Origin of the sequence: Nakamurella leprariae, assembly GCF_016918035.1 — a bacterium.
Taxonomy (GTDB): Bacteria; Actinomycetota; Actinomycetes; order Mycobacteriales; family Nakamurellaceae; genus Nakamurella; species Nakamurella leprariae.
Genome location: NZ_JAERWK010000012.1, coordinates 34,267 through 58,526 on the forward strand (window position 1 = coordinate 34,267; position 24,260 = coordinate 58,526).

Annotated in this window: 22 protein-coding genes; 18 read left to right on the forward strand and 4 right to left on the reverse strand. The window is 73.1% G+C overall.

The features are described from left to right. Positions 1–4 precede the first annotated feature (4 nt). The 8 genes from JL106_RS09910 (at position 5) to JL106_RS09945 (ending at position 8,159) form a co-directional block, all read left to right on the forward strand. Entirely contained in the window at positions 5–1,267 is a 1,263-nt protein-coding gene (locus JL106_RS09910) for a CaiB/BaiF CoA transferase family protein (protein WP_205260551.1), read from the forward strand. Next, positions 1,264–2,319: an ABC transporter permease gene (locus JL106_RS09915; RefSeq protein WP_205260552.1), complete on the forward strand. Its 1,056-nt coding sequence runs from the start codon at positions 1,264–1,266 to the stop codon at positions 2,317–2,319. The genes JL106_RS09910 and JL106_RS09915 overlap by 4 nt, the downstream gene beginning before the upstream one ends. Continuing rightward, complete coding sequence (locus JL106_RS09920) at positions 2,312–3,256, forward strand: ABC transporter permease (protein ID WP_205260553.1); 945 nt, start codon at positions 2,312–2,314, stop codon at positions 3,254–3,256. Before JL106_RS09915 ends, JL106_RS09920 begins: the two co-directional genes overlap by 8 nt. A 5-nt stretch (positions 3,257–3,261) precedes the next feature. After that, positions 3,262–4,485, forward strand: coding sequence for an ABC transporter ATP-binding protein (locus tag JL106_RS09925; RefSeq protein ID WP_407940140.1), 1,224 nt, complete (start codon positions 3,262–3,264; stop codon positions 4,483–4,485). Positions 4,486–4,489: 4 nt separating this feature from the next. After that, positions 4,490–5,650, forward strand: a complete 1,161-nt coding sequence (locus JL106_RS09930; protein ID WP_205260554.1) for an ABC transporter ATP-binding protein — start codon at positions 4,490–4,492, stop codon at positions 5,648–5,650. Position 5,651: 1 nt separating this feature from the next. After that, positions 5,652–6,992: an acetyl-CoA carboxylase biotin carboxylase subunit gene (locus JL106_RS09935; protein ID WP_205260555.1), complete on the forward strand. Its 1,341-nt coding sequence runs from the start codon at positions 5,652–5,654 to the stop codon at positions 6,990–6,992. 14 nt (positions 6,993–7,006) lie between these two features. After that, complete coding sequence (locus JL106_RS09940) at positions 7,007–7,219, forward strand: biotin/lipoyl-binding carrier protein (RefSeq protein WP_205260556.1); 213 nt, start codon at positions 7,007–7,009, stop codon at positions 7,217–7,219. 61 nt (positions 7,220–7,280) lie between these two features. Further along, the gene (locus JL106_RS09945; protein ID WP_205260557.1) at positions 7,281–8,159 is read left to right on the forward strand and encodes a TIGR03084 family metal-binding protein; all 879 of its coding nucleotides are present in this window, start codon (positions 7,281–7,283) and stop codon (positions 8,157–8,159) included. 20 nt (positions 8,160–8,179) lie between these two features. On the opposite strand, the gene JL106_RS09950 is transcribed toward JL106_RS09945, so the two are convergent. After that, positions 8,180–8,956, reverse strand: a complete 777-nt coding sequence (locus JL106_RS09950) for a TetR/AcrR family transcriptional regulator (protein ID WP_205260558.1) — start codon at positions 8,954–8,956, stop codon at positions 8,180–8,182. Between the two features lie 264 nt (positions 8,957–9,220). On the opposite strand from JL106_RS09950, the gene JL106_RS09955 reads away from it, so the two are divergent. Together JL106_RS09955 and JL106_RS09960 are read left to right on the forward strand one after the other, a co-directional pair. Further along, positions 9,221–10,711 carry a carboxyl transferase domain-containing protein gene (locus tag JL106_RS09955; protein ID WP_205260559.1) on the forward strand — a complete coding sequence of 497 codons (1,491 nt, stop codon included), beginning with the start codon at positions 9,221–9,223 and terminating at the stop codon, positions 10,709–10,711. A 55-nt stretch (positions 10,712–10,766) separates the two neighbouring features. Further along, the gene (locus tag JL106_RS09960) at positions 10,767–12,197 is read left to right on the forward strand and encodes a carboxyl transferase domain-containing protein (RefSeq protein WP_205260560.1); all 1,431 of its coding nucleotides are present in this window, start codon (positions 10,767–10,769) and stop codon (positions 12,195–12,197) included. Positions 12,198–12,230: 33 nt separating this feature from the next. Here JL106_RS09960 and JL106_RS22015 read toward each other — a convergent pair whose 3' ends face one another. Next, a complete protein-coding gene (locus tag JL106_RS22015) occupies positions 12,231–12,506 on the reverse strand; it encodes a DUF4031 domain-containing protein (RefSeq protein ID WP_205260561.1) in 276 nt (91 codons plus the stop codon). Positions 12,507–12,741: 235 nt separating this feature from the next. Here JL106_RS22015 and guaA point away from each other — a divergent pair, with 235 nt between their 5' ends. The 6 genes from guaA (at position 12,742) to JL106_RS09995 (ending at position 19,726) form a co-directional block, all read left to right on the forward strand. Then, entirely contained in the window at positions 12,742–14,295 is a 1,554-nt protein-coding gene (guaA, locus tag JL106_RS09970) for a glutamine-hydrolyzing GMP synthase (protein WP_407940141.1), read from the forward strand. Between the two features lie 265 nt (positions 14,296–14,560). Beyond that, positions 14,561–14,887: a PadR family transcriptional regulator gene (locus JL106_RS09975; protein WP_205260562.1), complete on the forward strand. Its 327-nt coding sequence runs from the start codon at positions 14,561–14,563 to the stop codon at positions 14,885–14,887. After that, complete coding sequence (locus JL106_RS09980) at positions 14,884–15,234, forward strand: DUF1048 domain-containing protein (RefSeq protein ID WP_205260563.1); 351 nt, start codon at positions 14,884–14,886, stop codon at positions 15,232–15,234. The genes JL106_RS09975 and JL106_RS09980 overlap by 4 nt, the downstream gene beginning before the upstream one ends. An 8-nt stretch (positions 15,235–15,242) precedes the next feature. Continuing rightward, the gene (locus JL106_RS09985; RefSeq protein ID WP_205260564.1) at positions 15,243–16,067 is read left to right on the forward strand and encodes an ABC transporter ATP-binding protein; all 825 of its coding nucleotides are present in this window, start codon (positions 15,243–15,245) and stop codon (positions 16,065–16,067) included. Continuing rightward, on the forward strand, positions 16,064–16,816 hold the full coding sequence (locus JL106_RS09990) for an ABC transporter permease (protein ID WP_205260565.1): 753 nt from the start codon (positions 16,064–16,066) through the stop codon (positions 16,814–16,816). The genes JL106_RS09985 and JL106_RS09990 overlap by 4 nt, the downstream gene beginning before the upstream one ends. A gap of 582 nt (positions 16,817–17,398) precedes the next feature. Then, positions 17,399–19,726 carry an FdhF/YdeP family oxidoreductase gene (locus JL106_RS09995; protein ID WP_205260566.1) on the forward strand — a complete coding sequence of 776 codons (2,328 nt, stop codon included), beginning with the start codon at positions 17,399–17,401 and terminating at the stop codon, positions 19,724–19,726. A 79-nt stretch (positions 19,727–19,805) separates the two neighbouring features. On the opposite strand, the gene JL106_RS10000 is transcribed toward JL106_RS09995, so the two are convergent. Further along, positions 19,806–20,024, reverse strand: a complete 219-nt coding sequence (locus tag JL106_RS10000; protein WP_205260567.1) for a hypothetical protein — start codon at positions 20,022–20,024, stop codon at positions 19,806–19,808. Beyond that, positions 20,017–21,591 (reverse strand): PspC domain-containing protein, encoded by a 1,575-nt coding sequence (locus JL106_RS10005; RefSeq protein WP_205260568.1) that lies wholly within the window; start codon positions 21,589–21,591, stop codon positions 20,017–20,019. The genes JL106_RS10000 and JL106_RS10005 overlap by 8 nt, the downstream gene beginning before the upstream one ends. 454 nt (positions 21,592–22,045) lie before the next feature. On the opposite strand from JL106_RS10005, the gene JL106_RS10010 reads away from it, so the two are divergent. Together JL106_RS10010 and JL106_RS10015 are read left to right on the forward strand one after the other, a co-directional pair. Next, complete coding sequence (locus tag JL106_RS10010; RefSeq protein ID WP_205260725.1) at positions 22,046–23,314, forward strand: ATP-binding protein; 1,269 nt, start codon at positions 22,046–22,048, stop codon at positions 23,312–23,314. After that, positions 23,311–24,129 carry a response regulator gene (locus JL106_RS10015; RefSeq protein ID WP_205260569.1) on the forward strand — a complete coding sequence of 273 codons (819 nt, stop codon included), beginning with the start codon at positions 23,311–23,313 and terminating at the stop codon, positions 24,127–24,129. Before JL106_RS10010 ends, JL106_RS10015 begins: the two co-directional genes overlap by 4 nt. Positions 24,130–24,260: the final 131 nt, after the last annotated feature.

Here is a 24,260-nt window from a genome sequence, read left to right on the forward strand (position 1 = left end):
GGACATGGCGACGACGACCTCCGACCCGGCTGGCGGCTCCGCCCTGGACGGTCTGGTGGTGCTCGACCTGACCACCGGCGTCGACGGGCCGGCCTGCACCAAGTACCTGGTCGACCTGGGTGCGCGGGTCATCAAGATCGAGCCGCCGGGCGGTGATCCGACCCGGACCGCCGAGCCCTTGGTCAGCAACGGGTCCGGTTCCGGCACCGACCGCTGGAGCACCACCTTCCTCTACCTCAACGGCGGCAAGGAGAGCGTGGTCCTGGACCTGCACTCCGAGCTGGACCGGGTGCGGTTGCAGCGGCTGGTCCGCGGCGCGGACCTGCTGGTCGAGAACGGCCGCCCGGGCGAGCTGGACGCGCTCGGACTCGGCTACGACTCGCTGGCCCGGCTGAACCCGGCGCTGGTGCACCTGTCGATCAGCCCGTTCGGAGCGACCGGTCCGTACGCCGGCTGGCAGGGCCCCGACATCGTGCTGCAGGCACTGTCCGGATGGATGGCCCAGGGCGGGTCGCCGGACCGCGAGCCACTGCGTTCGGGCGGCGACATCTCGCTGCACATCACCGCGGTCTACGCCGCGACCGCCGCACTGGTCGGGATCCTCTCGGCGCAGCAGACGGGGCAGGGCCAGCACATCGACGTCTCCGGTCTGGAGGCGATGGTGACCACGGCCGGGCAGGAGACCTACCGGGCCAGCGTGCACGGCGCCGACGCGGCGTGGCGCCGGATCGGCCACGCCACCCTGCCGACCATGCTGGCGCCGTGCGCGGACGGCTGGGTCGGCATCAACCTGCTGTACGGCGCGCACTACCTGACGCTGCTCGAACTGGCCGGGATGCAGGACGTCGCCGAGGATCCCGACTTCGCCTCGCTGGCCGCGCTGCGCGCGTCCGGCCGGGCCGCCGAGCTCAACGAGCGGCTGACCGCCTGGACCCGTCAGTTCGGCAAGTACGAGCTGGTGGAACGGGCCCAGGCGCTGAAGATGTCGATCACCGCGGTGCCGACCATGGACGAGATCCCGACCGTGCCGCAGCACGTGGCGCGCGGGTACATCGTCGAGGTCGACCATCCCGAGCTGGGCCGGTACCGGCAGCCGGGTGCACCGTACGCGCTGAGCGAGTCGCCCTGCGTCCCACCGCGGCCCGCCCCCCGGCTCGGTGAACACGCGGCGCTGCACCTCGACGCGCACGGGGAGACCGCCGTCGAGGCAGGCACCGCCGACGGTGGCCCGGCTGCCGCACCGCTGCGGGCCGGAGCGGCCCGGTGAGCGCCGGCCTGGCCGCGAGCCCGGCCGCGGACCCGACGGCCGGCGCCACGGTGGCGGCCGGGGCACCGGCGCGGGCCCCGCGCGGCCGCCGGCAGCGCCGGTTCGCCGCGGTGGTGGGCAAGCGGCTGCTGCACCTGCTCATCGTGCTGCTGCTGGTCACGTTCGCCTCGTTCGCCATCACCGACCTGCTGCCCGGTGACGCGGCCGCCACCGTGGCCGGGGAGAACGCCACCCCGGAGCAGATCGCGGCGGTGCGCACCGAACTCGGTCTGGACCGGCCGATGATCGTGCGGTACTTCGACTGGCTCGGCGGTGTGCTCACCGGCGATCTGGGCAACTCGTTCCGGACCGGGCAGCCGGTGACCGAGGCGCTGGCCCAGCGCATCCCGGTGTCGTTCGAGATCGCCGTGGTGGCACAGATCCTCGCGCTGCTGGTGGCCATCCCGCTGGCCGTCTACTCCGCCTACCGGCCCGGCAAGCTCATCGACCGCAGCTCGATGGCCATCGGCTTCGGGGCCGCGGCCATGCCGCACTTCATCCTCGGCATGGTGCTGATCCTGCTGTTCGCGGGTGGCCTGTCCAGCATCCTGCCGGCCACCGGTTTCGTCGGGTTCTTCGACGACCCGCTGGGCAACCTCAAGAGCATCATCCTGCCGTGCCTGACCCTGATGCTGGGCGAGGCGGCGGTGTACCGACAACTGCTGCGGTCGGACATGATCTCGACGCTGCAGGAGGACTTCATCCTGATGGCGCGGTCCAAGGGCCTGTCGCCGCGGCGGATCCTGTTCCGGCACGCGCTGCGGCCGTCGTCGTTCTCGCTCATCACCCTGGCCGGGGTGAACATGGGCCGGCTGCTCGGCGGCGCCATCGTCGTCGAGGTCATGTTCGCCATCCCGGGTCTCGGCCAGATGGTCGCCCAGGCGGTCTACGACCGTGACTACCTGATGCTCCAGGGAGGGATCCTGGTGATCGCCGTGAGCTACGTCGTGATCAACGCGTTGATCGACCTGCTGTACGCGGCGCTGGACCCGAGGGTGCGTCGCCGTGGCTGAGGCACGGGAGACCCTGGAGGAGCCCATCCTCACCGGGAACGGTGGACCCACCGACCTGGCCGCGATGGAGCCGGACCTGCTCGACGTCGAGCCGGACCAGACGGTCGCGTCGGGCCGCCGCCGGCGGTCCTTCCAGTTCGGCTGGTGGCTGGCCTGCGGCTGGCTGATCCTGGTGGTCGGCGCGGCCCTGCTGGCGCCGATCCTGCCGCTCTGGGAGCCGGGCACGCCCGACTACACCAACGTGGCCGGCGGGCTGTCCGCCTCGCACCCGCTGGGCGGCGACGCGATCGGCCGGGACAACCTGTCGCGCCTCATCTACGGTGCCCGGGCGTCCCTGCTGGTGGGCCTGTCGGCCGTGGTGCTCGGCGCGGTGATCGGTGGCCTGCTCGGCATCATCGCCGGCTACGTCGGCGGCAAGGTCGAACGGGTGCTGCTGACCCTGACCGATGCCACGCTGGCCTTCCCCGGCCTGGTGCTGCTCATCGCCGCGGTGGCCGTGTTCGGGGCGAGCATGACGGTGATCATCGTCGGCCTGGCCGTGCTGTCCATCCCGACGTTCATTCGGCTGGCCCGGGCCACGACGTTGGTCATCGTGCAGCGGGAGTTCGTCACCGCGGCCCGGGCGTACGGCGCCAGACCGATGCGGGTGATGCTGCGGGAGGTCGTGCCCAACGTGGTGCTGCCGGTCGCGGCCTACGGCTTCATCATGGTCGGCGTCTTCATCGTGGCCGAGGGCTCGCTGAGCTTCCTCGGCCTCGGCATCCCGCCGCCCACGCCCAGCTGGGGCAGCATGATCGCCGCCGGCCGGACGGAACTCCTGACCCACCCGCAGATCTCGCTGATCCCGGCCGCGGTCATGTTCGTGACGGTGCTGTCGATCAACTACGTCGGTGAGCGCACCCGCAAGCGCTTCGAGGTGAAGGACAGCAACCTGTGACCAGCATCGACGCCGGGCCGGCCGACCAGCGCCGCGACACCCGGCCGCCCGCGGCAGGCAGTGCGCAGACGACCGCCCCGGGCGCCACCGCCACCCGGCCGCTGCTGGAGGTGGACCAGCTGCGGGTGCACTTCGCCACGCCGGCCGGCCTGGTCCGCGCGGTGGACGGGGTGTCCCTGTCCGTGCGGGCCGGCGAGGTGCTCGGCGTGGTGGGGGAGAGTGGTTCCGGCAAGACGGTGATGTCCCGCCGGGCCATGGGTCTGGTCGGGCCGGGTACCACCACCCGGCTCTCCGGCACCGTCCGGTACGACGGCACCGAGATCAGTGCGCTGCCGCCGGCCGAGCTGTCCAAGCTGTGGGGCAGCGAGATGGCCATGATCCTGCAGGACCCGATGACGTCGCTGAACCCGGTGAAGCGGGTCGGTGAGCAGATCGGCGAGTCGCTGCGCCGGCACCTGGGTCTGGACCGCGCCGCGGCGCACCAGCGGGCGGTGCAACTGCTGCGTTCGGTCGGGCTGTCCGAACCCGAGCGGCGGGTGCGCCAGTACCCGCACGAACTGTCCGGCGGCATGCGGCAGCGGGTGACCATCGCGATCGCGCTGTCCTGCGACCCACGGCTGTTGTTCGCCGACGAGCCGACCACCGCGCTGGACGTCACGGTGCAGGCGCAGATCCTGGAACTGCTGGCCCGCCAGCAGGCCGAGCACCGGATGGCGATGATGATCGTCACCCACGACCTGCGGGTGGTGCGTGGCCACACCGACCGGGTGGTGGTCATGTACGCCGGCAAGGTGGTCGAGGCCGCGCCCACCCGCACCCTGTTCGCGGCACCCCGGATGCCGTACACCGAGGCGCTGATGAACGCGGTCCCGCCGCTGACCGGCTCCAACCACGCGGTGCTGCGGGTCATCCCGGGTCGGCCGCCGAACCTGCTGGCCCCGCCGCCCGGCTGTGCGTTCGCGCCGCGCTGCGCGTCCGCGCAGGAGCGCTGCCTGACCGAGATGCCGCCGTTGCGGTCCGCCGCGGACCTGGCCGGTGCCTCCCCCGGTGGGTCGGCCGCCGGTGCCCCGGCCGGTGGACCGGCCCCGGCGATCGCCGGGACACCCGACGACCACGTGTACCGCTGCTGGTACCCGGTCGGCACCGAGGCCGGCGACGAGGCCCGGCGCACCAACATCGAGCGCGGTCACACGGCCGCGGGAACCCCGATCCTGGCAGAGGCGGTGTGAGGCGATGACGGACCTGGTGAAGGACGAGCGTCAGAACAAGACCGGCGCCAGCAGCGGTCCCGGCGGCGACCCGGGCGCGAGCCGGCACGTCCAGCTGCGCGACGCCGACGACGTGGTGCTCTCCGTCGAGGACCTGGTCGTGGAGTTCGGAGTGGGTGGCGGTTCCACCGTGCACGCCGTCTCGGGTGTGTCCTTCGACGTGCGGCGCGGCGAGACCCTCGGCCTGGTCGGCGAATCCGGCTGCGGCAAGTCGACCACCGGCCGCTCCATCATGCAGCTGCCCAAGCCGACGTCGGGCAGTGTCCGGCTGCACGGTGACAACCTGGGTGGCATGCCGTCCGGGCAGATGCGCCGGGCCCGGCGCAAGCTGCAGATGATCTTCCAGGACCCGATCTCGTCGCTGAATCCGCGACGGCGCATCGCCGACATCATCGCCGAGCCGTTGCGGGTGTGGGGCAGCTCGCCCGACGCCCGCAAGGCCAAGGTGGCCGAGACGCTGGAGGCGGTGGGGCTCGATCCGCAGCTGGTCGCCGACCGCCGGCCGCACCAGTTCTCCGGCGGGCAGTGCCAGCGCATCTCGATCGCCCGAGCCCTGGTGCTGGAGCCCGAGGTGTTGATCTGCGACGAACCCGTGTCGGCGCTGGACGTCTCGGTGCAGGCGCAGATCCTCAACCTGCTGGAGGAGATGAAGGAGCGCTACCAGCTGACGATGATCTTCATCTCGCACGACCTGGCCGTGGTGCGCAACATCAGCGACCGGGTCGCGGTGATGTACCTCGGCAAGCTGTGCGAGATCGCCCCCGCGGTCGAGCTCTTCGACCGGCCGCGGCACCACTACTCGTCGCTGCTGCTGTCGTCGATCCCGTCGGCGGACCAGGACGCCACCACCTCGGCGGCCCGGCTGGACCGCTCCGGCGGTGAGATGCCGTCCCCGGTGTCGCCGCCCAGCGGCTGCCGGTTCCGGACCCGGTGCCCGGCCGCCACCGAGCGGTGCGCGGTCGAGGAGCCGCTGATGCGGCAGGTCGGCGACGGCCACTTCGTGGCCTGCCACCACCCACTGGAGGTCGCCGAGGTGGTCGCGTCCGGCGCCGAGGGGTCGGTCGAGCGGTCTGCCGACGGAACGCCCGACGGGGCACTGCGCCCGGTCGCGCTCGAGGGGGTCTGAGGTGTTCGAGTCCCTGCTGGTGGCCAACCGCGGCGAGATCGCGGTGCGGGTCATCCGAACCGCCCGACGGCTCGGCATCCGCACCATCGCGGTGCACAGCACGGCCGATGCGGACGCCCCCCACGTGGCGCTCGCCGACGAGGCGGTCGAACTCGGGCCGGAGCCGCCGGCCCAGTCGTACCTGGACGTCGACGCGGTGCTGGTCGCCGCCCGGCGCACCGGCGCGCAGGCCGTCCACCCGGGGTACGGCTTCCTGTCGGAGAATCCGGCGTTCGCCCGGCGGGTGGCCGCCGCCGGCCTGGTCTGGGTGGGCCCGGATCCGGAGAGCATGGAACGGGTCTCGGACAAGATCGACGCCCGGAACCTGATGGCGGCGGCCGGGGTGCCGGTGGCCGCCGGCACCGAGGAGCCGTGTGCGGACCTCGAGGAGGCGGTGCGCGCCGTCGCGGAGATCGGTTACCCGGTGATGGTGAAGCCGTCCGGTGGCGGTGGCGGGATCGGCATGGCCGTGGTCGAGGACGAGACCGCACTGCGGGCCGCGTTCGACACCGCGCGTACCCGGTCCAGCCGGTTCTTCGGCAGTGACCGGATCCTGCTGGAGCGGTACATCCCGCGAGCCCGGCACGTGGAGATCCAGGTGCTGGGACTGGCCGACGGACGAGTGGTGGCGCTCGGGGAGCGGGACTGCTCGGTGCAGCGCCGGCACCAGAAGGTGATCGAGGAGACCCCGTCGCCCGGGGTCGGTGACGAACTGCGGCGCCGCATGATCGACGGCGCGGTGCGCGCAGCGGCCGCGGTCGGGTACCGCAACGCCGGCACCGTGGAGTGCCTGGTCGACCCGGAGCGGCAGGAGTTCGTCTTCCTGGAGATGAACACCCGGCTGCAGGTCGAGCATCCGGTCACCGAGATGACCTTCGGTGTCGATCTGGTCGAGGCCCAGCTGCTCATCGCGGCGGGCAAACCGGTGCAGTTCGAGCCGGACGACCTGCGGCCCGACGGTCATGCCATCGAGTTCCGCGTCTACGCCGAGGATCCCGTCCGGTTCCTGCCGTCGCCGGGCACGCTCACCGAGTGGGTGGAGCCCACCGGGGAGGGCGTCCGGGTGGACGCGGGGTACCGCGCGGGCAACACGGTCTCGCGGTCCTACGACCCGCTGCTGGCCAAGCTCGTGGTGCACGGAGCCGACCGGGACGAGGCGCTGGCCCGGTCGCGCGCCGCGGTGGCCGCGTTCCGGATCAGCGGCGTCAGGACCAACCTGCCGTTCCTGGCCGAACTGCTCGACGCCCCGGAGTTCGTCAGCGGCCGGTACGACACCACCACCGTGCCGCGGCTGCGCGGCTGAGGAAGGAAGCGACCATGATGGAAGTGACCAGTGAGCTGGCGGCGACGGTGTGGAAGGTCGAGGTCGCCCCGGGCGCACCGGTGCAGGAGGAGGACACGCTGCTCGTCCTGGAGTCGATGAAGATGGAGATCCCGGTGCTGGCCGAGGGGGCCGGCGTGGTGCGGGAGATCCGGGTGCAGGAGGGCGACAGCGTCGAGGAGGGCGATGTCCTGCTCGTGCTCGAGTGAGCAGGAGTGCGTGCACGGCGGTGGCCGGCCGGTCGCCGGACCCGGACGACGGAGGGGACCGATGACCGAACAGCTGGCGGGGGAGCGGGCGCAGACGGCGCCGGGCGCCGGGGCCGCCGCCCGGCACGCGACCGTCGTGCAGGACCTGGCCGACGAGACGGCCGCGCTGCGGGCCGTGCTGGCCGATCTGCCGGACGCGGACTGGGAGCTGCCCACTCCGGCCCAGGACTGGGCGATCCGGGACCAGGTGTCACACCTGGCCTACTTCGACGGGGCCGCGGTCCGCTCGGTGCGTGACCCGGACGGCTTCGCCGCCGAGATCGCCGCCATGATGGCCGGCACGCCGTTGCCCGGACGCTCCGGGCGGGCCGAGGAGTTCCGCGACATGTCCGCCCCGGAGCTGCTGGCCTGGTCGGACACCGCCCGCGCGGAACTGCTCGAGTGCTTCGGCGGCCTGCATCCCCGGGACCGCGTCATCTGGTACGGGCCGTCGATGAGCGCCAAGTCGATGGTGACCGCCCGGCTGATGGAGACCTGGGCGCACGGGACCGACGTGCTCGACGCGGTCGGGGCGCCCAGCCGGCCATCCTCCCGGCTCCGGCACGTCGCCCACATCGGGATCGCGGCGCGCGGGTTCGCGTTCCGGACCAACGGCCAGCCGGTGCCGACCGAGCCGGTGCGGGTCGAGCTCGATCCCCAGGTGCCGGACGAGACCACCTGGGAGTGGGGCCCTGTCGACGCTGCCGACCGGGTCACCGGGACAGCGCTCGACTTCTGCCTGCTGGTCACCCAGCGGCGGCACCGGGCCGACACCGCGCTGGTCGCCCAGGGGCCGGTCGCCGACGCCTGGCTCGACCTGGCCCAGGCCTTCGCCGGCCCGCCCGGTGCCGGGCGGGCCCCCGACTTCGACCGCTGGTGGGGCGACGCCCGCGGCCGGTGAATCCGGTCCGCGCGCGTCGATCAGGTCGGCTGCTCGTGCAGCCGACCGGACCGCTGCGCCGCGAAGGTGGCGGTCCCGGCGTCCGGGCCGGTCCGGTCCGACGCGGGTCCGGGTGCTGCCGGCACGTCCGCGTGGCCGTGCCCAGGCCCCGCATCGGCTGCGGGCCTGGTCGTCTCGGCGTACATGGCGTGCACCCCGGCCAGCACGGTGTCCACCACCAGGGCCACGTACCGGTCGGGATCGAACCGGTCGCCGAGGACCTCGGCCGGGACGTACGCGGTGCTGGAGGCGTGGTTGGTGACCGCGCCGGCGACCAGGTCGGCGATGAGGGCGGTGGAGGTCGCGGGAGGGATCTCGCCGCGCTCGCGGCCCCGCCGCACGATGCTCCGGGTGGCCCGGATGAAGCTCGGGTACGAGTCCCGCTGCAGGGCGGCCCGCACCTCCGGGTGATAGCGGGCGTCGATGGCCAACCGGCGCATCAGCGACCAGTCGTCGCTGCGCACGAAGTCCAGGTACCGCCGCGCGAATTGGACGAGATCCTCACGCATCGAACCGGTGTCGATCGTGGTGATGAACGACGCGGTGTCCCGCACGGCGTCCACCAGCAGCGCGGCGCGGTCCGGCCAGCGCAGGTACAGGGACCCCTTGCCCAGCCCGGAACGGCGCGTCACCTGCTCCATGGCGAAGCCGCTCCAGCCGCGCTCCTGGTAGACCTCGCGGGCGGCCGCGAAGGCGCGGGCCTCGATGTCGGGATCGCGGGGCCGGCCCAGCCGGCGGCCGGACGTCTCGTCGGTCATCGGTCCATCGTTCCACATCACACCTTGTTCGCGACGGCACCCGTCAGTATCATCGGCGGGGTCGACGTCGACATCGGGCTCTGCCCGGGCCGTCGGTCGGCCCGGAGGTCCGGCAGTCCGTCCGGCCTCGGGATTCCCGCATCCACCGCAGGTGCCCCGCTCCCGTCGTACCGCGGCTCCGGCCGCGCCACGGCTGTCCTTCGGTCCGCCGCCACCGCGGCGCGACCGCCGAACGCGGCGCCTGGATCCCCCGGAGGTCCCTTGATGACCGGCAGCGCGATGACCGGCAGCGTCACCAGCACCGACGGGCTCGCCGTGGCAGCTCTGTCGCACGGGTCGTCCCCTGGTCCGGCGCTCGACCCGGACGGCACGGTCGACCCGGCCCGGCCGCTGGCCGAGACGCTGCGGCGGTGGTTCGACGGCGGCGCCCCGACCGTGGTCTACGGCGACCAGGCCGGCCCGGTCGGGCGCGGCGCCGAGGTCCCCGGGGACGGCGTGTCGGTGCTGGCCGGCCGGATCGACGGCGACGCGACCGTGGTGATCGGGTACGACCCGGGCGTGGGCGACACCGGGCACGGTCTGGTGAACCACGCCAAGGTCGCGCGCGGACTCGAGGTGGCCGGGGCGATGTCGGCCGCGGTGGTGCTGGTGGTCTCCGGCGGTCCGTACCGGGCCGGCGAGCTGGCGTACCACCAGGAGCGTCGCGACGTGGTGCACCAGCTGGTCGGGCTGTCCGGCCGGGTGCCGCTGGTGGGCGTGGCCGTCGGGGCGGTGACCGACGTCCGGTCGGTGATGCTGGGGGTGTGCGACGTGGTCGTCGCCACGCCGTCGGCCACGGTCACGCTGGACGAGATCGCCGGTCAGCAGGACGCTCCCGTGCTGGCTGCGGAGAAGGCCGGGGCGTTCGACCTGGTCGCCGAATCAGTGCCCGATGCCCTGCAGCTGGCCCGGCGATACCTGGACCTGGTCCGCCGGACCCGGGCCGCGTTCGATCCGGCCGATGACGTCCCCGTCCGCGAGGCGCTGCGAGCAGTGGTGCCGGAGAACCCGCGACGGGCCATCGACGCCCGCAAGCTCATCGAGTTGGTGGCGGACGCGGGATCGGTGCTGCCGCTGCGGGTGCGGTTCGGCGGGGCGATCCAGACCGCGCTGGCCCGCATCGGTGGACGCTCCGTCGGGCTGATGGCCAACCACTCGATGGTCGGCGCCGGTGCGATCGACAGCCCGGCGGCCGACAAGATGCACCGCTTCCAGACGCTCTGCGACGCCGCGGGCATCCCGATCGTCCAGTTGACCGACGTCCCCGGGCTGCTGGCCGGCCCGCAGGCGGAACAGGCGGCGCTGAACCGACACTCGACCCGGCCGTACTTCTCCCAGGTGCACGCCCGGGTGCCGTTCCTCTCGGTGATCCTCCGCCGGGCCTACGGCCAGGGCATGATCATCATGGGCATGGGCGGCCACATCGACCGCCGTCCGCTGCAGATGGTTTGGCCCACTGCCAACTTCGGCGGCATGGGCCTGGGCGGGGCCGCCGCGATCACCGCCAAGTCGTCGGCGACGGCCGACTCCCAGCGTTCCGAAGCCGAGATCCTGGCCGAGCTCACCGACGCCGGCAGCGCCCGCAGCCTGGCCGCCAACTTCCGCACCGACGAGCTGATCGACCCGGCCGACACGCGCGACCGACTGCTCGCCGCCGTGGGTCTGCTGCCCGACGCAGGCCCGCGCCCGGTCGTCCGTGCCATCGACCCCTGGTGAGCCGCAACGGTCCTCGTGCCGATCACCCCCGACACCCTCTCGACAGGAGTACGCGATGCCGCAGCACGACCTGCTGAGCCGCCTGCAGGACCTGCACGACGACGTGCTGGACCAGCGCCGCCCGGAGGCGGTGGCCAAACAACGCGGTCGCGGCCAGCTCACCGCCCGCGAGCGGATCACCCGGCTGCTCGACCCGGGTGAGTCGTTCTTCGAGTCCGGGGCGCTGGCCCAGCCGGCCGACCCGTCGTTGCGCGCGGCTGCGGACGCGGTGGTCATCGGCGTCGGCCGGGTGCACGGACGGCCTTCGGTCATCGTCTCCTACGACTACACCGTGCTCGGTGGATCGCAGGGGATCAACAACCACGCCAAGACCTCTCGCGCCATCCTGCTGGCCGAGCGCCACCAGGCGCCGGTCTACATGCTGGCCGAGGGCGGCGGGGCGCGGGCGCTGGAGCTCGGCGCCATGGGCGGTGCCCGGTCCTCCGGCGACTTCGAGTGGCTGGCCCGGCTGTCCGGCCGGGTGCCCATGGTCGGGGTGGCCATGGGGCGGGCCTTCGCCGGGCATGCCATCTTCGTCTCCGAGTGCGACGTGATCATCGCGACCCGGCGCTCGGCCATGGGGGTGGCCGGGCCGCCGCTGGTCAAGGCGTCCACCGGGCAGGACCTCACCCCGGAGCAGATCGGTGCCGCGTCCATCCACGAGGGCGCCGGCGGTGTCGAACGGATGGCCGAGGACGACGACGACGCGTTGGCTCAGGCGCGGCGGTACATGAGCTTCCCGGTGCTGCCGCGACTGCCGTTCGCCGACGCCCGGCCGGGGATGGCGGATGCGGTGCGCGGCTGGGCCTTCCGGGACGGGCCGCGGCCGGTGCGGGAGCTGGTCGATGCCCTGGTCGACGCCGACAGTGCGTTCGAACTGCGGCCGACGTGGCACCCGGAGGTCGTCACCGCGTTCGCCCGGCTCGAGGGCCGCGCGGTCGGGGTGGTGGCCACGGACGGCGCGGTCGACGACGGGCGGCTGACCGGACCGGGCTGCGACAAGATCGCTCGGTTCGTCCGGCTGTGCGACTCCTACGGCCTGCCGCTGGTGGTGCTGGTGGACTCGGCCGGTGCGGCCGACGACCGGGGCGCCGGTGACCTGGCCGCGTTCCGGCACGCCGCGCGGGTGCCGGTGGCGCTGGCCGAGGCCGACATCCCGGTCGTCACGGTCGTGGTGGGCCGGGTCGGCGGAGTGGCCCAGTCGCTGCTCGGCGGGTTCGGCCGCTTCCTGGAGGGGCCGCCGCACCTGATGTGGCCGACCGCCCGTATCGAGGGCCTGGGCGTGCCGGCCGGCAGCGACGCGGAGGACCCGCTGCGGGCCGCGGCGTCCTTCCTGACCGACGACGTCATCGACCCGGGCCGCACCCGGGAGGTGCTGGCCCAGCTGATGGACGCGGCCCCGCCCCGGGCGACGCGGGCGTTCCCCGCGCCGATCGATCCGTGGTGATGGGCTGATCGGGATCCGGGACGCCCGACCGGCTCAGAAGGTGTCGAAGCGGGGCGGCTTGCGCCGGCGCAGTCCGGAGGCCAGGAGCCGGGTGATCAGCTCGCGGCCGCTGACCGCCAGCGCGCCGCCCGCGACGAGCTCGTCGTACCGCTCCTGCGGCACGTCGTAGTGGTCCCGGTCGAAGCTCCGCTCCGGCAGTTCGTGCGTGCGGGCGAAGGCGTGCAGCTCGTCCAGCGAGGCGTCGCTGACCAGGTGGGACCACAGCCGGCCGTGTGCCGGCCACTGCGGGGGATCGATGAGCACAGCCACCCAGCCAGGGTAGGTGGGGTGTCCGGTTGGGCAGGGCCCGCGCAGGTTCGCCGACGCGGGCCGGACCGGAGGGTGTTCGGCTGGCTGGCGGGAGTGCGGCTGCCCGTCGCGGGCCGGATCGGCCGGGTCCTGCTCACCGATAGACTCCGCGGTCGTGCCTGGTGACGCCGTGAACCCCGAACTGCGCTCGAGCGAGCCGACCGGCCCCACCGGGCCGGGCACCGAGCCGCTGGCCCTGGAGGAGCACCCGGTCCTGGTCGTCGACTTCGGCGCCCAGTACGCGCAGCTCATCGCCCGCCGGGTGCGTGAGGCCAGCGTCTACTCCGAGGTGGTGCCGTCGACGCTGTCGGTGGCCGAGATGGTGGCCAAGAGCCCGGCCGCGATCATCCTGTCCGGTGGGCCGGCCAGCGTGTACGCGCAGGACGCGCCGCGCATCGACCCCGCCCTGTTCGAGGCGGGCGTGCCGGTGTTCGGCATCTGCTACGGCTTCCAGGCCATGGCCCAGGCCCTCGGTGGCGAGGTCGCGCAGACCGGGCGCCGCGAGTACGGCGCCACCGAGCTGGCCGTGACCGACCCGGAGGCCGCCCTGCTGCGCGACCTGCCGGAGCGGCTCGGGGTGTGGATGAGCCACGGCGACGCGGTCTCCGTCGCGCCGCCCGGGTTCCGGGTCACCGCGACCACCCCGGAGACGCCGATCGCGGCGTTCGAGGACCCGGAGCGCAAGCTGGCCGGCGTGCAGTACCACCCGGAGGTCGCGCACTCGGAGTTCGGCCAGGAGGTGCTGCGCCGGTTCCTGCACGACATCGCCGGCATCCCCGCCGACTGGACGCCGGCCGAGATCCTCACCGAGCAGGTCGCCGCCATCCGTGAGCGGATCGGGGACGCCAAGGTCATCTGCGGGCTGTCCGGCGGGGTCGACTCGGCCGTGGCCGCCGCGCTGGTGCACCGCGCGGTGGGGGACCAGCTCACCTGTGTCTTCGTCGACCACGGCCTGCTGCGGGCCGGCGAGCGCGAGCAGGTCGAGCGTGACTACGTGGCCGCCACCGGCATCCGACTGGTCACCGTGGACGCCTCGGAACGGTTCCTGTCCGCGCTGGCCGGGGTGAGCGACCCGGAGACCAAGCGCAAGACCATCGGCCGCGAGTTCATCCGCGTCTTCGAGCGGGCGGCGGCGGAGATCGCCGAGGCCGAGGGCGGAGTCAAGTACCTGGTGCAGGGCACGCTCTACCCGGACGTGGTCGAGTCCGGTGGCGGCACCGGCACCGCCACCATCAAGAGCCACCACAACGTGGGCGGCCTGCCCGAGGACATGACCTTCGAGCTGGTCGAGCCGCTGCGCCTGCTGTTCAAGGACGAGGTCCGGCTGCTGGGCGCCGAACTCGGTCTGCCGCCGGCGATGGTGGCCCGACACCCGTTCCCCGGACCGGGTCTCGGCATCCGCATCATCGGCGAGGTGACCCGCGACCGGCTCCAGATCCTGCGCGCCGCAGACGCCATCGTGCGCGCCGAGATGACCGCCGCCGGGGTCGACGCGCAGATCTGGCAGTGCCCGGTGGTTCTGCTGGCCGACGTCCGCTCGGTCGGCGTGCAGGGTGACGGGCGCACCTATGGCCACCCCGTCGTGCTGCGCCCGGTGTCCAGCGAGGACGCGATGACCGCGGACTGGTCGCGGCTGGAGTACGACCTGCTGGCCCGCATCTCCAGCCGGATCACCGGCGAGGTGACCGAGGTGAACCGGGTGGTGCTGGACATCACCAGCAAGCCGCCGGGCACCATCGAGTGGGAGTGATCGTCCGGGCCTGACGGCCCCGTGCCGGGCGCGGCGATGTGGCCGCTCCCGGAGGCGCTCCTGTGGACTGCGCCCGCCCGCGCCGTTCCTGCGACGGCGCCGACCCGATGCGACCGTGTCGTCCCGCCCGCCCGGCGGGTCCGTTCGCGACCCCGTGCCCGCTGTGCTGTCCCGAGGTGTTGACCCACCCGGTAGTCGGTGCTACGAAGTACCGGTACCTCGCGTCACGCAGTAGTGGCGCCGGGCCGAGGAGGGGACCCGTCCCGTGGACAACCTCACGGAGATGCTGAAGGGCGTGCTCGAGGGCTGCGTCCTGGAGATCATCGACCGCGGCGAGACCTACGGCTACGAGATCGCCTCCACGCTGCGAGCTCTCGGCTTCGCCGACGTCGTGGAGGGCACTGTCTACACCATCCTGGTGCGCCTCGAGCGCAACGCCCTGGTCGACACCGAGAAGCAGCCGTCCACCCAGGGCCCGCCCCGAAAGTTCTACTCACTGACGCCCGCGGGTCGCGCGGAGCTGGCCGTGTTCTGGGCCAAGTGGGACTTCGTCTCGACCAAGATCACCGAACTCAGAGGAGCGCACGGATGACCGACTTCCTGAAGAAGATCCTGGGTGACAAGAAGGAGTGGCGGCGCATGGAGGCGCGCGCCGCCGCGCTGCCCGGCGACTACCGCATCGTCCACTCCGAGATCAAGCAGTATCTGTGGCGGTTCACGGCCGGGGACGGCATGGACATCATCGCCATCCTGCGGGATCTGCTCGATCTGTTCGAGACCGGCGCCGCCGACGGCCGGCGCGCGCTGGAGGTCACCGGCGCGGACGTCGCCGCCTTCTGCGACGAACTGCTGCGCAACGCCAACACCTACACCGCCAAGTGGCGCGAGACGCTGAACCGCAACGTGGCGGACAAACTGCGCCAGGAGGGCACATCATGACTGCCTCCATGCCCACAGCTCCCGACATCGCCATCAGGGCAACCGGTCTGACCAAGTCGTTCAAGGATGCAGCGGTCCTGCGTGGAGTCGATCTCCAGGTCCGCCGGGGCGAGATCTTCGCCCTGCTCGGCTCCAACGGGGCCGGCAAGACGACCACGGTGAACATCCTGTCCACGCTGCTGGCGCCGGACGCCGGCGCGGCCGTGGTGGGCGGCTTCGACACCGCTCGCGAGCCGGAACGCGTGCGCGAGACCATCAGCCTCACCGGGCAGTTCGCCGCGGTCGACGTCATCCTCACCGGGCGGGAGAACCTGGTGCTGGTGGCCCGGCTCCGCGGGGTGCCGGATCCGGCCCGGGTCGCGGACGACCTGCTGCGCCGGTTCGGCCTGCACGAGGCGGGCGACCGGCGGGTGGGAACCTGGTCGGGCGGTATGACCCGCCGGCTCGACATCGCGATGAGCCTCGTCGGGTCGCCCGCGGTCATCTTCCTGGACGAGCCGACCACGGGACTCGATCCGGAGGGGCGACGCGAGGTGTGGCGCACCATCACCGAACTCGCCGGAGCCGGCACCACCATCCTGCTCACCACGCAGTACCTGGAGGAGGCCGAGCACCTCGCCGACCGGATCGCCGTCCTGCACCAGGGGACGATCCTCGCCGAGGGGACGTTGGCCGAGCTCAAGGCGCTGCTGCCGCCGGCCGAGATCGAGTACGTGGAACGACAGCCGACGCTCGAGCAGGTCTTCCTGGCCGTGATCGGCCGTCGCAGTCACACGCCGGGCCGCACCCCGGGCAGCAGCAGCAGCGGCGCCGACGAGGAGGTCAGGCCGTGAAGACGTTGCAGGACACCAGGTATCTGTTCGGCCGATCGATGCGCCACATCCAACGCAGCCCGGACACCATCATCACCGTCGCGATCGTGCCGATCGCCCTCATGCTGCTGTTCGTGTACGTGTTCGGCGGCGCCATCCAGGCCGGGACCGACGACTACGTCGACTACATGCTGCCGGGCATCCTGCTCATCGCGATCGCCAGCGGCATCTCCTACACGGCGGTGCGCATCTTCACCGACACGCAGGCGGGCATCATCGCCCGGCTGCACTCGATGCCGGTGTCGCGGTCTGCGGTGCTGTGGGCACACGTGCTGACATCACAGTTCTCGAACGCGATCTCGGTCGTGGTCATCGTCGGTGTGGCGCTGCTCATGGGATTCCGGTCCAGTGCCGACGTGCTCGCCTGGCTGGCGGTGGCCGGCCTCCTGATGCTGTTCACCCTGGTGCTGACCTGGCTGGCGGTCATCCGGGGTCTCACGGCCAGCACCATCGACGGCGCCTCCGCCTTCGCCTACCCGTTGATCTTCCTGCCGTTCATCAGCTCGGCGTTCGTCCCCACCGACACCATGCCGACGCCGGTGCGGGTGTTCGCCGAACACCAGCCCGTCACCGCCATCGTCGACTCGATCCGGGCCCTGCTCGACGGCCGTCCGGTGGGATCGGAGATCTGGGTGGCGCTGGCCTGGTGCGTCGGTGTCGGTCTGGTGGCCTACGCCTTCGCGATGCGGGCCTACCGGCGCACGCCCTGACCGATCAGGGAAGCGGACGAGCGCTGGAGCGCGGGCCGGTGCCCGCGCTCCAGCGCCGGCGTGCAGACCCGTTCGGCCCGGCGGGGACCACGAAGAGCGCCGCGCAGGCGGCGGCGACGACCGACACGGCGGCCGGCACCATCCGGCGGGCGGTCGTCCATCGGGTGCGTGACGGCCGCCACGACGACCGGGCGGCCGGCAGGGCGAGCACCAGGCCGAGCCCGCCAAGGCGTACGCCATCAGCAGGATCATCCCGCCGCCGATGGTGGGCGCGCCCCACACGAGCGGGTGCAGCCGCTGGAGCGCGCGGTCGATGCCGACCCACACCAGGCCCGCGGCCAGCAGCACGGTGCCGGTGATCCATCGCGTCACGGACGGTTCATGCCGGTCGGGTGATCGGTCCGGCATCGGCGAGGCCGCGCGACCCGGCGATGGCATCCGGTCGGGCGCGCGGCCGTTACGGTGGATGGGTCGCCCCGGGCGTCGAGGTGTCGACCGCGGTCCGCCGCCTCGGCCGCGGCCCGGGGAGCGACAGGACACCGCCGGCGCCGGTGGTGGAGTTGATCGAAGGGGTTCTCGAGGATGCACCGTCGCGCGCCCGTCCGGGACATCGACGAGGCGGACCTGACGGTCGGCCCACCGCAGGAGCACGCGGCCGGGATCAAGGCGGTCACCGTTGCGCTGCAGCGGGGCGTGTCCCAGGCGGGCGTGGCCCGGACGGCGCGCAGTCTGGCCCGGCTGAACCAAGCACACGGGTTCGACTGCCCCGGCTGTGCCTGGCCGGAGCCGCAGGGTCGGCGGCGGCCGGCGGAGTTCTGCGAGAACGGGGCCAAGGCGGTCGCCGAAGAGGCGACGCTGCGGACGGTGGGCCCGGAGTTCTTCGCCGCGCATCCGGTGTCGGAGCTGCTGATGCGGACCGAGCACTGGCTGGGCAGCCAGGGCCGGTTGACCGAGCCGATGATGCTCGAACCGGGCAGTGACCACTACCGGCCGATCAGCTGGGACGAGGCGTTCGGGCTGGTCGCCACGGCGCTGCGGGCGACCACGGCGGACCGGTCGGTGTTCTACACCTCCGGGCGGACCTCGAACGAGGCCGCGTTCCTGTACCAGCTGTTCGTCCGCTGTCTGGGCACCAACAACCTGCCGGACTGCTCCAACATGTGCCACGAGTCCTCCGGTTCGGCGTTGAGCCAGACCATCGGCATCGGCAAGGGCTCGGTGTCCCTGGAGGACATCCACGAGGCCGATCTGGTCCTGGTGATGGGGCAGAACCCGGGGACCAACCACCCGCGGATGCTCACCGCTCTGACCCACACCAAGCAGCGCGGCGGTCGGGTCGTGGCGGTCAATCCGTTGCCCGAGGCCGGTCTGCTCAACTTCCGGGACCCGCAGACCGTGTCGGGACTGCTGCGCGGCGGGACCGACCTGGCCGACGACTTCCTGCAGATCCGGCTGGGCGGTGACCTGGCGCTGCTGCAGGCCGTCGGGCATCTGCTGGTGACCCGGCACGCCGACACCCTGGACCGGGACTTCATCGCTGCGCACACCCGCGGCTTCGAGGCCTACGCGGCCGCCCGGGCCACCATCGACTGGGCCGAGATCGAGGCGGCCACCGGGCTGCCCCGGACCCGGATCGAGGCGCTGGCCGAGCAGATGGCCTCCTCGCAGCGCACCATCATCTGCTGGGCGATGGGTCTGACGCAGCACAAGCACTCGGTGCCGACGCTGCGGGAGCTGGTCGACGTGCTGCTGCTGCGCGGCATGATCGGCAAGCCGGGCGCGGGGGTGTGCCCGGTCCGGGGGCACTCGAACGTCCAGGGCGACCGGACGATGGGGATCTACGAGAAGCCACCGGCATCCTTCCTGGACGCTCTGGAGCGGGAGTTCGCGCTGCCCGAGGCCGGCGTGTCGTTGCCCCGCGAGCACGGGTACGACGTCGTGGAGGCGTTGCAGGCCATGGGCCGCGGCGAGGTCGACGTCTTCGTGGCCATGGGTGGGAACTTCATCGGTGCGACGCCGGACACCACGGCCACCGAGGCGGCGATGCGGTCGGTCGGATTGACCGTGCAGATCTCCACCAAGCTCAACCGATCCCACCTGGTGCACGGCACGGTCGGGCTGATCCTGCCCACGCTGGGCCGCTCCGACGCCGACACCGACCACCCGGGCGGCGCCCAGTTCGTCAGCGTCGAGGACTCCATGTCGGCCGTGCACGCCTCCCGCGGGCGGCTGACGCCGGTCTCGGAGCAGCTGCTGGCCGAGCCGGTCATCGTGGCCCGCCTGGCCCAGGCCGTCCTCGGGGACGACCATCCCGTCGACTGGGCCGAGATGGCCGCCGACTACGACGTCATCCGCGACCACATCGCCGGCGTGCTCCCGGATTTCGCCGACTACAACACTCGAGTGCGACACCGCGGTGGGTTCGTGCTGCCGCATCCGCCGCGGGACTCGCGCACCTTCAGCACGGCCAGCGGCCGGGCCGAGTTCACCGTCAACGAGCTGACCTGGTTGCGGGTGCCGCCGGGACGGCTGCTGCTGCAGACGCTGCGCTCCCACGACCAGTACAACACCACCATCTACGGCCTGGACGACCGCTACCGCGGCATCGCCAACGCCCGGCGGGTGGTGCTGGTCAACCCTGACGACCTGGCGGAACTCGGTCTGGCTGAGCGTGAGTCGGTCGACGTGGTCAGCGAGTGGACCGCCGCCGACGGGACGGTCACCGAGCGGCGCGGTGAGCAGTTCACCGTCGTCGGCTACCCGACGCCCCGCGGTTGTGCGGCGGCCTACTACCCGGAGGCCAACGTCCTGATCCCCACGGACTCCGTGGCCGACGAGTCGAACACGCCGACCTCGAAGTCCGTCGTCATCCGCCTCGAGTCGCGGTCGCCGCACCCGGCCAAGCTCTGACCGCAGACGCCGCGACCCTCCGCCGGCACCCGGATACGGGCGCCCCGGAGGGTCGCGGTGAGTGAGATTGCCGGTCCGGTCAGCGGTTCCGGCGGCCGCCGGCGGTGACCAGCAGCCCCAGCCCGACCAGGGCGACGGTGACCGCCACCATCCACTTGGTGGCCTCGTTGAACAGCCAGCCCGGGTCGCCGGAGAAGCCGACCGAGGCCACGGACAGCAGGACGAATCCGGCGAGCAGACCGAACCAGTTGATGCGGGGGCGAGCCGGGGTGCTCGCCCGAGGGGTCGGATCAGCCACGACGCACCTCCGCGTTCCCCGCGCCGACGGTGACGTTCAGTTCCAGGGTCCCGGCGTCGGGGTTCTGGGACCGGTTGTCCGCGAACGGGACCGTCTTGTCGAGTCCGTTCTGCTGGACCCCGAAACAGTCCACCTGACCGGCGTTCACGTGGCAGCTGCCGCTCACCGACAGCTCCTCGGGGACGATCACCTCTGCCTGCCCGGCCCGCACCGTGACGTCCACGCTGCGGTCGACGCCGTCCGGCAGGGTCAGGCCGCGCAGGTCGAGCACCCCGTTGCCGCCGTTGACCAGGTAGTCCGACTCCAGCTCGGCGACGGTGGTCGGCCGCCAGACGCTCTCACCGAACCCATCGGTGCCGGTGAGGCCGGTCATGGCCAGCCCGGCGGTCAGGATGCCCAGGAAGATCCCCGGCCCGACCAGTGGGCCGAGACGTCCGCGCCGCCAGACCAGCGAGCCGACGATCAGGCCGAGTGCCACCACGGTGAGCGGGATGGCCGCGACCGCGGCCCAGCTCAGCTGCCACCATCCGGCGAACACGCCGGTGGCAGCGAGTGCGCCGCTGAGCAGCGCGAGGCCCAGAGCGATGCGGGCCAGCACGGCCCGGTCCCGCCGCGGCGGTGCCGGGGTGGGCGCCGGGGCCGGGTCGGGCAGGTCCCAGGCGAACGGCGCCACACCCAGCGGATCCCAGGCCGGCGGCTGCTGGGGCTGGTCGACCGGATCGGGCGCCTCGCCGGCCGCAGGCTTGCGCAGTGACACCTTCGGCTCGCCGGTCGCCGGATCGGTCTCCGCCGGGCGGTCCCAGGAGGCCGGCCCGTCGAACGGCGACTCGGGCGAGCCCGGGACCGGACCGGTCGGCGCGGACGCTGAGTCGCTCCCACCCCAGCCGGAGCCAGGGCGGCGGCCGGACGGGCCCGACGACCCGGCCCACGGCTGCCGCTCGACCCAGTCCTGGGCCTGGCGACCCCACTGCTGGCTCTGCTCCTGCAGGGTGCGCACCCATTCCGGCGGCGGCCCACCCATCGCTCCGGGCCGGCCCCGCCGCTGGCCCCGGCCCTGGTGGCGGCCGCAGCCGCCGGCGTGGCGGAACGCGTGCTTGCGGGTCAGGACCACCGCCGTGACGATCGCGACCGGGATGAGCCAGAACGGCAGCCCCCAGGAGAACGCGCCGGCCGCGGCGATCGCGGCGATGACGGCGAGCCCGACCGTCACCACCGGAGGCACCGACGAACGGCCGCGGCCGAGCAGCGCCTCGGCCGCGGAGACCTCGTCACCGTCGGCGGGCAGCAACAGCCACCCCAACAGGTACAGCACCGCGCCGGCGCCACCGAACACGGTGAGCACCACGAACACGACCCGGATCAGCACCGGATCGATGCCCAGCGACCGGCCCAGCCCGCCGGCCACGCCGGCGACCTTGCGGTCGACGACAGACCGGCGCGGGCGCCGGGCCCACCAGCCGTCCCACTCCGATCCCGGGCCGCGGTCGGCCGCCGATCCCGGTTCGCCCGTCCCGAAGTCGGTCCGGGAGCCGGCCTGCTGCCGGTCGGTGCCCCAGTGCTCGCTCATGCCGTCCAGCCTGGACATCGACGATCGCCGGCACCATCGGGGACGCCCCTGAACCCGGGAACCAGGGTCGTCCCGCATACCGTCCGGGACGGCTCCGTGTGACCCTGGAGGGGTGAGTCGGACCAGGACCGTCGGCGGGACGCCGAGTGCCTCCCCGCCGCCTGCGCAGCCGCCCGCGCGCGACGGGGACGCGGGTGCGCCAGGGCAGGAACCCCCCGACCCGGCGCCCGGTTCCAGGGACGCGACGCCGGAACCGCCCGCGCCTCCGGTCCCGCCCGCGTCCCCGGTGCTTCCCCCACCTCCGGTCCCGCCGGCAGCGCCGACCGGTCAGGCTGCTCCGGAGACCGCGGAGGGCTCGGACGCCTCCGCGGCACCGGCCCGGCCCCGGCGGCCCGCCGCGGATCCCACCCGCACCGTCGAGGGGTTGCCCAGACTGCTCCGGCTGCGTCAGGGCATGGTCCTGGGCGGGGTCGCGGCCGGACTGGCCCGTCACCTGCGGGTGCCGGTCCTCTGGGTCCGGCTGACCTTCGCCATCACCGCGGTGTTCGGCGGCGCCGGTGTGCTGGCGTACGCCCTGCTGTGGATCTTCGTGCCGCCCGCGCCGGACAGCACCACCGATCCGGGCGAGCCGCGCACCGGCGGCCGGGAACGCCGGCAGGCGCTCGGCATCGCCGCCGTCGGGCTGGCCCTGCTCATCGCCGGGACGGCGCTGGGGCTCGGGTCGATCGTCGGGTGGATCCTCGGGCCGCTGGGCCTGGCCGCCGTCGGTGGCGCCTTCATCTGGCGGGAGGCCGACGACGCCCGGCGGGCCCGCTGGCGGCGCACCGCCGTCGGCATGATGGCCCCCAGCCGGGCGTCGATGTGGCGGCTGGTCGGCGGCTGTGCCCTGGTGGTCGGCGGGCTGTCGGTGTTCGCCATCGGCCAACTGGACTTCGGGGCCGTCCGCTCGGCGCTGGTCGCTGTGCTGCTCACCCTGGTCGGCGTCGCCATCATCACTGTGCCGTGGTGGCTGCGCCTGGTCCGCGACCTGGGCGACGAGCGCCGCGGGCGGGTGCGCGAGCGCGAGCGGGCCGAGATCGCCGCGCACCTGCACGACTCGGTGTTGCAGACGCTGGCGCTCATCCAGCGCCAGTCGGGCGACAGCCGGGAGGTGCTGCGACTGGCCCGCGGCCAGGAGCGGGAACTGCGCACCTGGCTGTACGGGCCGGCCGGGTACGCCTCTCCGGACGGTGTGGCGGGCGGACCCGGTGACGGCGCCGCGCGCAGCACGCTGGCCGCGGCACTGGCCCAAGCGGCTGGGGACGTCGAGGACACCTACGCCATCGCCGTCGCCCCGGTGGTGGTCGGCGACGCACCGATGGACCCGCAGCTGGCCGCCCTGGTCGCCGCCGCCCGCGAGGCCATGGTGAACGCGGCCAAGCACGCGGAGGTGGGCGAGGTCAGCGTCTACGCCGAGGTCGAGGAGGGCACCGCCAGCGTCTTCGTGCGGGACCGGGGGACCGGCTTCGAGCCGACCACGGTCGGCGCGGACCGGCGCGGGCTGGCCGAGTCGATCCGGGGCAGGATGGAACGACACGGCGGCACGGCGCTGATCCGGTCGGCGCCCGGCGCCGGCACCGAGGTCGAGCTGAGCATGCCGGTGGCCCGGGGCCGGAGCACCGAGTCCGGTGACGACTCGCACGAGCAGGACGGGCGGCGTGAGCCCGCGGAAGGACGGCGATGAGCAACCCCTTCGACCGGTCGTTGCGACTGGACCGCAGCCCCGCTGGGGTCGGGCAGACCCCGGCCCAGGCGTCTCGGGCGTCTCGGTCCGCCGAGCCGGCCGAGACCGGGTCCGGGGCCGGATCGGCATCTGCCGCCGCGGAGCCGGCCGCGACCGGCGCGCGTCCGGTCCGGGTGTTCCTGGTCGACGACCATGCGCTGTTCCGCACCGGGGTCAAGGCAGAACTGGCAGGGCTCGGGGACGACCGGCTGGAGGTGGTCGGCGAGGCCGGCAGCGTCGACGAGGCGGTCGTCCGGATCACCACGGTCCGACCCGACGTGGTGCTGCTGGACGTGCACATGCCCGACGGCGGCGGTCGCGCGGTGCTGGACCGGGTCCGCTCGCGGCAACCCGAGGTGGTGTTCCTGGCCCTGTCCGTCTCGGACGCCGCCGAGGACGTCATCGCGGTGATCCGGGCGGGCGCCCGCGGGTACGTCACCAAGACGATCTCCGGGCGCGAGCTGGCCGACGCCATCGTCCGGGTGGCCGGGGGCGACGCGGTGTTCTCACCGCGGCTGGCCGGGTTCGTGCTGGATGCCTTCAGCGACCGCGGGGGCGCCCGCTCGGTCACCGACCCCGAGCTGGACATGCTCTCGCCGCGGGAGCGGGACGTGCTCAAGCTGCTGGCCCGTGGATACGCCTACAAGGAGATCGCCGCCCAGCTGTTCATCTCGATCAAGACGGTGGAGACCCACGTCTCGAGCGTGCTGCGCAAGACCCAGCTGTCCAACCGCTACGAACTGTCCCGCTGGGCCACCGACCGCCGACTGGTCTGAACGGTCCTCAGTCGTGGCAGGGCCGTGGGTCGCGGGCGTGTTTCCGGTCATGCAGAGTGTCATCACTCGAAGGGGTGTGTTCGATTCGTCGTGCGGTGTCACGGAACGGTCACGGACGTGGTTCCTGATGA